Origin of the sequence: Micromonospora sp. KC213, from assembly GCF_004348325.1 — a bacterium.
GTDB lineage: Bacteria > Actinomycetota > Actinomycetes > Mycobacteriales > Micromonosporaceae > Micromonospora.
The window spans coordinates 1-12206 of sequence record NZ_SMKF01000175.1; the positions used below are offsets into that span (position 1 = coordinate 1).

8 protein-coding genes and 1 pseudogene are annotated in these 12206 nt (G+C 73.0%); 2 read left to right on the plus strand and 7 right to left on the minus strand.

Features of this window, described 5'->3' with window-relative positions; translation table 11 throughout:
* Positions 1-12: 12 nt before the first annotated feature.
* Positions 13-960: an NUDIX hydrolase gene (locus tag E1166_RS25385; protein WP_132269428.1), complete on the minus strand. Its 948-nt coding sequence runs from the start codon at positions 958-960 to the stop codon at positions 13-15.
* Between the two features lie 144 nt (positions 961-1104).
* Between E1166_RS25385 and E1166_RS32270 the strand changes: the two are divergent.
* Positions 1105-1344, plus strand: a pseudogene (locus E1166_RS32270) (PspC domain-containing protein); the annotation flags it as partial.
* 306 nt (positions 1345-1650) lie between these two features.
* Here E1166_RS32270 and guaA read toward each other — a convergent pair.
* Together guaA and E1166_RS25400 are read right to left on the minus strand one after the other, a co-directional pair.
* A complete protein-coding gene (gene guaA, locus E1166_RS25395; RefSeq protein ID WP_132269432.1) occupies positions 1651-3204 on the minus strand; it encodes a glutamine-hydrolyzing GMP synthase in 1554 nt (517 codons plus the stop codon).
* 129 nt (positions 3205-3333) lie between these two features.
* Positions 3334-5031: a GMC family oxidoreductase gene (locus E1166_RS25400; protein ID WP_132342460.1), complete on the minus strand. Its 1698-nt coding sequence runs from the start codon at positions 5029-5031 to the stop codon at positions 3334-3336.
* 136 nt (positions 5032-5167) lie between these two features.
* On the opposite strand from E1166_RS25400, the gene E1166_RS25405 reads away from it, so the two are divergent.
* Positions 5168-6295 (plus strand): LCP family protein, encoded by a 1128-nt coding sequence (locus E1166_RS25405; RefSeq protein ID WP_132342461.1) that lies wholly within the window; start codon positions 5168-5170, stop codon positions 6293-6295.
* Here E1166_RS25405 and E1166_RS25410 read toward each other — a convergent pair.
* The 4 genes from E1166_RS25410 to guaB all read right to left on the minus strand — a co-directional run bounded on the left by E1166_RS25410 (position 6292) and on the right by guaB (position 12027).
* On the minus strand, positions 6292-7755 hold the full coding sequence (locus E1166_RS25410) for a M1 family metallopeptidase (protein WP_132342462.1): 1464 nt from the start codon (positions 7753-7755) through the stop codon (positions 6292-6294). The two genes, E1166_RS25405 and E1166_RS25410, sit on opposite strands and share 4 nt — an antisense overlap.
* 102 nt (positions 7756-7857) lie before the next feature.
* Positions 7858-9270 carry a M1 family metallopeptidase gene (locus tag E1166_RS25415; RefSeq protein ID WP_132342463.1) on the minus strand — a complete coding sequence of 471 codons (1413 nt, stop codon included), beginning with the start codon at positions 9268-9270 and terminating at the stop codon, positions 7858-7860.
* A 48-nt stretch (positions 9271-9318) separates the two neighbouring features.
* Positions 9319-10437 carry a GuaB3 family IMP dehydrogenase-related protein gene (locus E1166_RS25420; RefSeq protein WP_132269443.1) on the minus strand — a complete coding sequence of 373 codons (1119 nt, stop codon included), beginning with the start codon at positions 10435-10437 and terminating at the stop codon, positions 9319-9321.
* Between the two features lie 27 nt (positions 10438-10464).
* Positions 10465-12027 (minus strand): IMP dehydrogenase, encoded by a 1563-nt coding sequence (gene guaB / locus E1166_RS25425; RefSeq protein ID WP_132342464.1) that lies wholly within the window; start codon positions 12025-12027, stop codon positions 10465-10467.
* Positions 12028-12206: the final 179 nt, after the last annotated feature.

Here is a 12206-nt window from a genome sequence, read left to right on the forward strand (position 1 = left end):
GGGGGGTGGGGGTCAGGTGAGGTTGGCGGCCAGGACGGCTTCGGCGGTGACCTCGGTCAGGCGCTCCGTCGGAAGTGCGCCCAACTCCTCCCGGGCGAACCAGCGGGCCTCACAGGTGGAACCGCCGACGTCGGCGACCGTGGGCGGCGCGGGCTTGTCGACGACGACGCGGTAGAAGGCGCGTACGCCGTGCCAGTCGATCGGATAGCCCTCCGGACCGAGGGAGGCGGCATCGCGGTGACTGGCCACCCCGAGCAGCCCGATCAGGCGGCCGGTCTGGCCGGTCTCCTCGACGAGTTCCCGGATCAGAGCCGCGCCGGGCTGCTCACCGTAATCCGTGCCGCCGCCGGGCAGGTGCCAGCAGCCGGCACCCGGGTACCCGTCGGAGACCCGGGTCAGCAGCACCCGCCCCTGCGGGTCGGTCACCACGGCGTACGCGGCGAAGCGCTGCGCGCGGTGCAGGCCGTCGGGGCCGGGGACGGCGTAGAAGGAGGGGAACTCCGGTGGCTCGTCCGGGACGATGTCGGCCGAGGCGGCCGGCAGCCCCAGGGCACGCGCGGTGAACGACCGTAGCGGCAGCTCACGCGCCTCGTCGAGGGTGTACCACCGGGCCAGGTCGGTCGGACGGTCCACCCGGTCGGCCAGGGTGCCGCCACGCACCCCGACCCGGTAGATCAGCCGGTCGGTGTGGATGGTGATGCCCCGATCGGGCAGGGCGCGCATGTCGGCGAGGACGTCGTCGAGACCGGAGACGGCGACCGACAACCCGGTCTCGGCCGCGGTCTCCCGCACGACGGTGTGCTTCGGATCCTCACCGTGGTCGACCGCCCCACCGGGCAGGGACCACACGCCGGGGGTGCCGGAGCGCTCCGATGCGCGGACCAGCAACACTCGGCCGACTGAATCAGCACAAACTGCGTATGCCGCGATCCTGCGAAGCGGCTCCAGCAAGGTGGTCACGAGACGAAATTGTCCCCGTGACCAGTTACCGCCATGGAAAAGTGTCGGATTCCTGACTCTGAACTGGACCATCAGGGATCGATCAGGGTACGGATCCGGGCAGTCACCGAGGCGATCCGACGCCCCGGGGCGGACCGTGGAGGCATGACCCCGACACCGCCACCCCAGGCCCCGTACAAGCAGCTCCGCCGGCCCACCACCGACCGGATGATCGCCGGCGTGGCCAGCGGCCTCGGCCGGTACTTCGCCGTCGACCCCACCCTGGTCCGGGTGGTGTTCGCCGTCGCGGCCCTGGCCACCGGAGGGATCGCCGCGCTGGCGTACCCGATCATGTGGTTCCTGATGCCGGAGGAGCCGCCCGGTGCCCCCGCCTGGCCGCACCCGACGAACACCAGCCCACCGGCTCCGCCGGTCAGCTGGCCGCCCGCCGGCCCGCCGATGGCCGCGCCCCGGCCGACCCCGGCGCCCGCGCCGCAGGACCCGACGACGCCGGTCCAGGCCATCCCGGCCGACCGGCCGGCACCGGAACCACCCACCGTGCCGATCGCCACCCGGCCGACCACGCCGGATCCGGATCCCGAACCACAGACCGAAACGATCGAGCCGGCGACCGAGGTGATTCCGACCAGCCGGCCCGCGCCGTAGCCGCAACCCCGGCCGGCGTCCACGCCGCCGGCCGGATGAGCCGGCTCACTCCCACTCGATGGTGCCCGGCGGCTTGCTGGTCACGTCCAGGACCACCCGGTTGACCTCGGCGACCTCGTTGGTGATCCGGGTGGAGATCCGGGCCACCACCTCGTAGGGCAGCCGCGACCAGTCGGCGGTCATCGCATCCTCGCTGGAGACCGGGCGCAGCACCACGGGATGCCCGTAGCTGCGCCCGTCACCCTGCACACCGACGCTGCGCACGTCGGCCAGGAGCACCACCGGGAACTGCCAGACGCCCCGGTCCAGGCCGGCGTTGCTCAGCTCCTCGCGGGCGATCAGGTCGGCCTGGCGCAGCACCGCGAGCCGCTCCTCGTCCACCGCGCCGATGATCCGGATGGCCAGGCCCGGCCCCGGGAACGGATGCCGCCAGACCATCGCCTCGGGCAGGCCCAGCTCCAGCCCGAGTGTGCGGACCTCGTCCTTGAACAGCGTGCGCAACGGCTCGACCAGGGCGAACCTCAGGTCGTCCGGGAGACCACCGACGTTGTGGTGGCTCTTGATGTTGGCGGTGCCGGTGCCGCCACCGGACTCGACCACGTCCGGGTAGAGCGTGCCCTGCACCAGAAACTCCACGTCGCCGTGCGAGGCGATCTCCCGGGCGGCGGCCTCGAAGACCCGGATGAACTCGCGGCCGATGATCTTGCGCTTCTGCTCCGGGTCGGTGACCCCGGCCAGAGCGCCGAGGAACCGCTCCCGGGCGTCGACGACCTTGAGCTTGATGCCGGTGGCCGCGACGTAGTCCTTCTCCACCTGCTCGGCCTCGCCGGCCCGCAGCAGGCCGTGGTCGACGAAGACGCAGGTGAGCTGGTCGCCGACCGCCCGGTGCACCAGCGCGGCGGCGACCGCCGAGTCCACGCCGCCGGAGAGGCCGCAGATGACCTCCTTGTCGCCCACCTGCTCGCGGATCCCGGCGACCTGGTCGTCGATGATGTTCGCGGGCGTCCAGGTCGGCTCGATGCCGGCGATGTCGTACAGGAAGCGCTGGAGCATCTGCTGCCCGTGCGCGGTGTGCCCGACCTCCGGGTGGAACTGCACGCCGGCCCGCCGGCCGGCCAGGTCCTCGAACGCGGCGACCGGAGCACCCGCCGACTCGGCGGTGACGGTGAAGCCCTCGGGGGCCTCGGTCACGCAGTCGCCGTGGCTCATCCACACCGGCAGGTCGTCCGGCAGCTCCCGGAGCAGCACGCCGGCGTCCGCGCGGGCGCGCAGCGGGGTGCCGCCGTACTCGCGGTTGCCGGTCCTGGTGACCGTGCCGCCCAGCGCCTGGGCCATCGCCTGGAAGCCGTAGCAGATGCCGAAGACCGGGACGTCGGCGGAGAACACCCCCGCGTCGATCTGCGGGGCGCCGGGGGCGTAGACGCTGGACGGGCCGCCGGAGAGGATGATCGCCGCCGGCTTCTTGGCCAGCATCTCCTCCACCGGCATCGAGTGCGGGACGATCTCCGAGTAGACCTTCGCCTCGCGCACCCGGCGCGCGATGAGCTGGGCGTACTGGGCTCCGAAGTCCACCACGAGGACGGGGCGAGGCGTGCTCATGTGCAGAAAGCCTACCGACCGTCACCCCCGCCCCGGGCACGGGCCGGGCACCGGGCGCGCCGCGGACTGTCGCCGCCGCTCACGGCCGGTGTCCCCGCCGAACGGGCCGGCGCCGAGCGATCGCACCGGTCAGGGCCGCAGCGCGCCGGGTGCCCCCGCCGGGACCGCCGGGTTCCGCGGCGGTACCGGCGCCACCCGGCGGTACGCCGAACCCAGCGGCGGGCGCGGGTCGGCCTCCCCCCGGTTCGGCCAGAACGACATGGCCCGTTCCGCCTGCGCGGTGATCGTCAGTGACGGGTTGACGCCGAGATTCGCCGAGACCGCCGCGCCGTCGACCACGTGCAGCCCCGGGTGGCCGTACACCCGGTGCCACGGGTCGACCACCCCCTGGGTCGGTGACGCGCCGATCACCGCCCCGCCGAGCAGGTGCGCGGTCATCGGGATGTCGAACGGCTCGGTCAGCGACCCGCCCGGCGTACCGTCGATCTCCTCGGCCAACAGCCGGGCCGCCTGGTTGCCGGCCGGAATCCAGGTCGGGTTCGGGGTGCCGTGACCGGGGCCGGAGACGAGCCGCCGGCCGAACGGGCCGCGCCGCAGCCGCGTGGTCAGCGAGTTGTCGGCCGACTGCATGACCAGGGCGATCACCGTCCGCTCCGACCAGTGGCGGACGGTGAGCATCCGGGCGGCCAACCCCGGCTGCCGGACGATGTCGGCCAGCCAGCGGCGGACCCGGTGCGGACCGCCGTCGACCAGCAGCGACTGCAGCAGGCCCATGGCGTTCGAGCCGCGGCCGTAGCGGACCGGCTCGATGTGGGTCTGCGGATCGGGGTGGAACGAACTGGTGATCGCCACCCCCTCGGTGAAGTCGAGCCCGCGGGCGCGGGCCTGCCGTGGCCCGACCGACGCGCCGAGGATGGCCTCGGAATTGGTCCGGGTCAGCTCGCCGAGGCGTGGGGAGAGCGCCGGCAGCACGCCGGTCGCCTTCATCTCGTGCAGGAGTCGCTGGGTGCCGAGCGCCCCGGCGGCGAAGACCACCTGGTCGGCGTGGACCACCTGGCGGCGCTTGCGTAGCCAGGCGCCGGTCCGGGTGGTGTGCACCGCGTACCCACCGCCGGGCGCGGGACGCACCGCGGTCACCGTGGTCAACGCACGGACCTCGACGCCGAGCCGCTCGGCCAGCCAGAGGTAGTTCTTGACCAGCGTGTTCTTCGCCCCGTGCCGGCAGCCGGTCATGCACGAGCCGCAGTGGCGGCAACCGGTGCGCTCCGGGCCGACACCGCCGAAGTACGGGTCGGGCACCCGCTGGCCGGGCTGGCCGATGTACACCCCGACCGGGGTGGCGTGGAAGGTCTGCCCGGCCCCCATCCGCTCGGCCACCGCCCGCATCGCCCGGTCCGCCGCTGTGGTGACCGGGTACGTGGTGACGCCGAGCATCCGCTTGGCCTGGTCGTAGTGGCGGGCCAACTCGTCGCGCCAGTCGGTGATGTCGCGCCACTGCGGGTCGACGTAGAACTCGTCGAGCGGCTCGTAGAGGGTGTTGGCGTAGACCAGGGAGCCGCCACCCACCCCGGCACCGGAGAGCACCAGCACCCCACCGCCGGTCCTCCGGTCGGCGGAGCGGAGCAGGGTGATCCGCTGCAGGCCGTAGCAGCCGAGCCGGGGGGCCCACAGGAAGCGTCGGACCCGCCAGGAGGTTTCCGGGAACTCCTCGTCGGCGAAGCGCCGCCCGGCCTCCAGCACCGCTACGCGGTACCCCTTCTCGGCCAGTCGGAGCGCGGTCACGCTGCCACCGAAGCCGGATCCGACGACCACCACGTCGTACCGCATGAAGGCATCATTACCGGCGGGTAGCCGTCGCGCCAGTGCCGGTTTCCGGGTGATCATGGCGTTGCCGGCGATCCGGTGGCCGTGGGCCCGCAACCCGACCGGCCCGTCGGAGCGTTGTACAGACGGGGGTGTCCAGATGGCTCAGGGCGCGGGGTCGGCACGGCGGGCACGGGCCCTGCTGCTGGCCGCCCTCGCCGCGATCCTGCTGGTGCTCGCCGGCAGCCTGGTGGCCACCCGACTGGTCGGCCGCGACGAGGCGCAACGCCCGCCGGGTCCGCCCAGCCCGACCGGCCCGACCGGTACGCCGCCCGCCGGCACACCCAACACCATCCCGCCGCCGGGCGCCGCCACCGTCACCGGCCCGCTCAACCTGCTCCTCGTCGGCGTCGACACCCGGGTCAGCGTCCCCGGCTGGGAGCCGCACGGCGACTCGGTACTGGTCCTGCACGTGCCGGCCGGGCTGGACCGGGCGTACCTCTTCTCGCTTCCCCGCGACCTGCTGGTCGACATCCCGGCCTTCCCGCCGGCCGGCTACCGGGGCGGGCGCACGAAGCTCACCCACGCCATGAGCTACGGCAGCCGGGTGCCCGGCCGGCCGCGACAGCCCAGCACCACCCAGGGGTACGAGCTGCTGCGCAGCACCGTCGCCGGCTACACCGGGCTGCGCATCGACGCCGGCACGGTGATCAACTTCCCGGGTTTCACCCGCCTGGTCGACACCCTCGGCGGGGTGGACCTCCACATCGACCAGCGGGTCGTCTCGCTGCACCGCAGACCGGACGGCCGGCACCGCGACCCGGCCCCCTCCGGCGGGGGCTACGTCGGGCCGCAGATGGTCTACGAGCCGGGCGTACGGCACCTCAACGGCTGGCAGGCGCTGGACTACGCCCGCCAGCGCTACATCACCGGCGGCGACTACGCCCGGCAGCGGCACCAGCAGCAGCTCGTCAAGGCCCTCGCCACCAAGATCCTCGACGAGGACCTGGCCCGCCAGCCGGACCGGGTCGAGCAGGTCGTCGCCGCGCTCGGCGACACCGTCAGCTATGTCGGCGGTCCCCGGATCGTCGACCTGGCATACGCCCTCGGCGGACTGAGCCCCGACCGCCTCATCCTGGTCGGGCTGCCCGGCAGCGGCGTCGGCAAGGGCAGCGGCTATCGGGGCGAACAGCTCAAGCCGGTGAGCACCGGCTTCCTCACCGCACTCAAGGCGGGCGACGCCGAGGCGTACCTGGCCACCCACCCCGAGCTGCGGGTGAAGAACTAGAGCTTCGCCGGGCGGGCCGGGCGCTTCGTGCCGTACAGCCAGGTGTCGAAGAGCGCGTCGAGCTGCTTGTCGGAGATCTTCTCGGCCAGCGCCACGAACTCGGCGGTAACCGCGTTCCCGTCCCGCTTCTGCGCCGCCCAGGTCTTGACGATCTCGAAGAAGGCCGGGTCACCGACCGCCACCCGCAGCGCGTGCACGGTCATCGCGCCGCGTTCGTACACCGACCGGCTGAACAGGTTGGGTACCCCGGGCTTGCCCGGCGGCGTACTCCACACCGAGGCCGGCATCCCCGAATAGCGCACGTCGAACGCCTGCTTCGCGGTGCCCCGGCCGTTGTGCTCGTTCCACAGCCACTCCGCGTACGAGGCGAGGCCCTCGTTGAGCCAGATGTCCTGCCACTCGGTCAACGCCACACTGTTGCCGAACCACTGGTGGGCCAGCTCGTGCGCGACCACCTCGGTGTTCTCGCCCCGCCGGAAGAAACCGGCGGAGTAGACCGGGCGGCTCTGCGTCTCCAACGCGTACCGGATCCGGGGGTCGGAGACCACCACCCCGCCGTACGCGTCGAACGGGTACGGCCCGAAGACGCTCTCCAGGTAGTCGGCCACCCGCACGGTCTGCGCGATCGACCGGTCCGCCGCGCCCCTGGGCACCGAGGTGGTCACCGCGCTCCACACCGGACGTCCCTTGTGCACCCCGGTGGTCAGCCGGAACTTCCCGATCGCCACCATGCTCAGGTAGCTGGCCATCGGAGCCTTCTCGGCCCACTTCCAGGTGGTCCAGCCGCCCGCGCTGCTCTTCCCGCCCGGCACACCGTTGCTGACCGCCGTCAACCCGTCCGGGACGGTGATCTCGAAGTCGTAGGTGGCCTTGTCGGAGGGGTGGTCGTTGACCGGGAACCAGGTGCTCGCCGACTCCGGCTGCCCCAGCGCGATCGCACCCTCGTCGGTGTGCAGCCAGCCACCCTCGCCGAGCACCGCGTTCCTCAGGGTCTTCGGCTTGCCCGCGTACCTGACCTCGGCCACGAAACCGTTGCCCGAGGTGAGCCCGGACGCCGGAGTGATCACCAGCTCGTTCTTCTCCCGAACGTGGGTGGCGGGGGCCCCGTCCACGGTCACCGCGCTGACCGTGAGGCCCGCCAGGTCCAGGTGGAACGACGCCAGGTCCATGGTGGCCGCGGCCCGGACCGTGGTCACCCCGCTGAGCTGGTCGGTACGCGGGTCGTAGCGGACCTTCACCGTGTAGGCGCCCACGTCGTACCCACCGTTGCCGTAGGTGGGGAAGTACTCGTCGCCGGCCCCGGCGGCGCCCGGTCGGTAGTCGCGCGACGGGCTCGGTGCGGCGCTCACCGAGGGCGACGCCGCCGGTGGTGCCTCGCCGGACGGGCAACCGGTCAGGCCGAGTGCAGCGGCGGCCATCACGGCGATCCCCATCGACAGGCCCTGTCGTACCCCGCGCATCGTGCGTTCCTCCCCGTGCCGAACGGTGGCCTGCGGCCACCGCCGGCCGGCCGTGGCTGGCCGGTCGCCGGGGCAGCGTACCGAGTAACGACCGGCCACGTGTCAGGGCAGGGCGGGCGCGGACGAGCCGGAGAGCCAGGCGTCCAGCAGTGGGCGCAGCGACCGGCCGGCGACCTGCTCGGCGTGCCCGACGAAGTCGGCGGTGGTGGCGGTGCCGTCCCGACGCTGCGCCGTCCAGCCGCGCAGGATCCGGAAGAAGGTCTCGTCGCCGACGGCGCGGCGCAGCGCATGCACCGCCAAGGCGCCCCGCTGGTAGACACCGTTACCGAACATCGCCGACCGGCCCGGGTCCAGCGACGGCTTCGACCAGTCCATGATGGCGTACCGGCGTTCGAAGGCGAGCTGCGCGGTGGGGCCGCCGTGCTGCTCCGCCCACAGCCACTCGGCGTACGTGGCGAAGCCCTCGTTGAGCCAGATGTCCTGCCACCTCGCCACCGTCACGCTGTTGCCGAACCACTGGTGGGCCAGCTCGTGCACGACCACCGACGGGTTCGGCTCGCCCCGTCGGAAGAAGCCCGGCCCGTAGACCGGGCGGGACTGGGTCTCCAACGCGTACCCGATCCGGTCGTCGGCGATCGCGACACCGCCGTACCCGGCCGCCGGGTACGGCCCGAACCGTTCGGCGAGGAAGTCGGCGATCTCGCCGGTACGGGCCAGCGACCGGGCGGCCGGCCCGTCCGCCGGCAGGTCGGCGGCGACCGCCGTCACCATCGGTTTGCCCCGGTGCGTCCCGCTGTCCACCCGGTAGTCGCCGATGACGAGGAAGCTCAGGTAGCTGGCCATCGGCACGTCCTCGCGCCACCGCCAGGTGGTCCACCCGTCCGCGCTGGTCCTCTCGCCCGGTACGCCGTTGCTCAACGCGGCGAGACCGTCCGGCACGGTCACCTCGACGTCGTAGGTGGCCTTGTCGGAAGGATGGTCGTTGACCGGGTACCAGGTGGCCGCCGACTCGGGCTGCCCCAACGCAATCGCCCCGTCCTCGGTGTGCAGCCAACCGCCGCTGCCCAACGCGCCGTCGTGGACGGCGCTCGGCACCCCGGCGTAGGCGACCTCCACGGTGAACCCGGCGCCCTCGGGCAGCCCGCGGGCCGGAGTGATCACCAGTTCGTCCCCGTCGCGGCGGTGCCGGGCCACCGCGCCGGCGACGGTGACCTCGGAGACGTCCAGCCCGACCAGGTCCAGGTTGAACCGGGACAGCGGGGCGGTGGCGGCGGCCGACACCGTCACCCGCCCGGTGAGCCGGTCGCTGGCCGGGTCGTAGCGCACCGCCAGCCGGTACCCGGAGACGTCGTAGCCACCGTTGCCCCGGCCCGGGACGTACGGGTCACCGGCGTCGGCCGCCCCGGGCCGGAACCCGTCGCGGGAGTCGCCGTCGTCGGTGCACCCGACCAGCACCACGGCCGCCGCCACGGCCACGGCGAGGGCCGGCCGGATCCGGGGGATGAGACGACGCACCGGCCGAGCCTATCGGCCCGGCCGGCGCGTCGGAGCGGTTCGTCGAGGTCAGCGGTCCAGGACCAGCCCGACCTTCTGGAACTCCTTGAGGTCGCGGTAGCCGCACTTGGCCATCGCCCGACGCAGCCCACCGAAGAGGTTGAGCTGGCCGTCCGGCTCGTCCGCGGGGCCGAAGAGCAACCGTTCCATCTCCCCGAGCGGCTCGCCGGCCACCTCGAACGCACCGCGCGGCAGCGACGGGTGGCTGGCGGCCGAGTGCCACCAGGCACCCCCGGCCGGGGCCTCCGTGCAGAGCGACAGCGCCTCGCCGAGCATCACCGCGTCCGCACCGCAGCCGAGCGCCTTGGCGATGTCGCCGGAGGTCTGGATGTCGCCGTCGGCGATCAGGTGCACGTACCGGCCGCCGGTCTCGTCGAGGTAGTCGCGGCGGGCCGCGGCGGCGTCGGCGATGGCGGTGGCCATCGGCACCCGGATGCCGAGCACCGACTCGGTGGTGGACCAGTCGTCGCCGCCGATGCCGACGATCACGCCGGCGGCGCCGGTGCGCATCAGGTGCAGGGCGGTCTTGTAGTCGGTGCAGCCGCCGACGACCACCGGCAGGTCGAGGTCGGCGATGAACTCCTTGAGGTTCAGCGGTTCGTCGGTGGTGGAGACGTGCTCGGCCGACACGATCGTGCCCTGGATGACCAGGATGTCCACGCCGGCGTCGAGGATCACCGGGGCCAGCGCCAGGGTGTGCTGCGGAGAGACCCGGACGGCCACCGTGCCGCCGCCGGCCCGCAGCTCGCGGACCCGCTCGGCGATCAGGTCGGGGCGGATCGGCTCGGCGTAGACCTCCTGGAGCCGCTTGGTGGCGCGGGCGTCCTCGCCCAGGCCGGCCAGCTCCTCCAGGATCTTGGTCGGGTTCTCGTACCGGGTCCACAGGCCCTCGACGTTGAGCACCCCCAGCCCACCGAGCTGGCCCAGCCGGACGGCGGAGGCGGGGCTCATCGTGGCGTCGGAGGGGTGCCCGACACAGGGGATGGCGAACTGGTACGCGTCGAGCTGCCAGCTGGTGGAGACGTCGTCGACGTCCCGGGTCCGGCGGCTCGGCACGATGGCGATGTCGTCCAGGTGGTAGCCGCGCTGCGCGGTCTTGCCCAGCCCGATCTCGACCACGTCACGCATGGGGACTCCAGATGTCTCGGGGGTTGGTCAGCGGGAGTGGTAGTTCGGTGCCTCGACGGTCATCTGGATGTCGTGCGGGTGGCTCTCCTTGAGCCCGGCCGCGGTGATCCGGATGAGCTGGCCGCGCCGGTGCAGCTCGGGGATGCTCTCCGCGCCGACGTACCCCATCGCGGCGCGCAGCCCGCCGATGAGCTGGTGGGCGACCGCGGAGAGCGGCCCCCGGTAGGGCACCTGACCCTCGACGCCCTCCGGGACCAGCTTGTCCTCGGCGAGCACGTCCTGCTGGAAGTAGCGGTCCTTGGAGTACGACTTGGCCTGCCCGCGGGACTGCATCGCACCGAGCGAGCCCATCCCCCGGTACGCCTTGTACTGCTTGCCGTTGATGAAGATCAGCTCACCGGGGCTCTCCTCGCAGCCGGCCAGCAGGCTGCCGAGCATCACCGTGTCGGCCCCGGCGACCAGCGCCTTGGCGATGTCCCCGGAGTACTGGATGCCACCGTCGCCGATCACCGGGACGCCGGCCTGCCGGGCGGCCCGCGCCGCCTCCATGATCGCCGTGATCTGCGGTACGCCCACCCCGGCGACGATCCGGGTGGTGCAGATCGCGCCCGGGCCCACCCCGACCTTCACACCGTCGGCACCGGCGTCGACCAGCGCCTTCGCGCCGGCGTAGGTGGCCACGTTGCCGCCGACGATGTCGATGGACACGTCCGCCTTGAGCCGGCGGACCATGTCCAGCACGGCCCGCTGGTGGCCGTGCGCGGTGTCCACGATGAGCACGTCGACGCCCGCGTCGACCAGCGTCCGGGCCCGCTTGTAGGCGTCCTCCCCGACGCCCACCGCGGCGGCGACCCGGAGCCGGCCGGCGTCGTCCTTGGTCGCGTTCGGGTACTGCTCGCTCTTGGTGAAGTCCTTGACGGTGATCAGCCCGCGCAGCCGGCCGGAGCCGTCGACGATCGGCAGCTTCTCCACCTTGTGCCGGCGCAGCAGGGCCAGCGCGTCGTCCTTGCTCACCCCGACCGGGGCGGTGACCAGCGGCGTCCGGGTCATGATCTCGTGGACCCGGGTGACCGGGTCGGAGACGAACCGCATGTCGCGGTTGGTGACGATGCCGACGAGCTGGCCCTCGCCGTCGACCACCGGCACGCCGGAGATGCGGTAGCGCCCGCACAGCTCGTCGACCTCCCGGAGGGTGTCCTCCGGGCTGGCCGTCACCGGGTTGGTGATCATGCCGGACTCGGAACGCTTGACCAGGTCGACCTGGAGCGCCTGGTCCTCCAGGGAGAGGTTGCGGTGCAGCACGCCGATGCCGCCCTGGCGGGCCATCGCGATCGCCATCCGCGCCTCGGTGACGGTGTCCATCGCGCTGGACAGCAGCGGCACGGTCAGCTCGACGTTGCGGCTGAGCCTCGTACGGGTGTTGACCCGGCTCGGCACCACGTCCGACTCGCCGGGCTGGAGCAGCACGTCGTCGAAGGTCAGGCCGAGCGGCACCACCCGCGCCGAACCGGCCGGCAGCTCCGGCAGGTGACCGCCCGGCTCGCCGTGGCCGGCGCCACCAGGAAGGTCGGTGCTGGGCGAATTTTCCACGATTGCTCCCCTGAGCTGCTCGGACGGGCTTCAGCGAGGTGGCGCGCGGGCACCGGCGCACGCCGGCGTGGCGGCGCGTTCGGTTCATCGTACCCACTGACCTGCGCGGGCCCCGGCGGTGCCGGCACGGGTCGGCGGCGCCACAGGAGCAGACGGGGGCGGGCGTCCGGGGCCTGCGG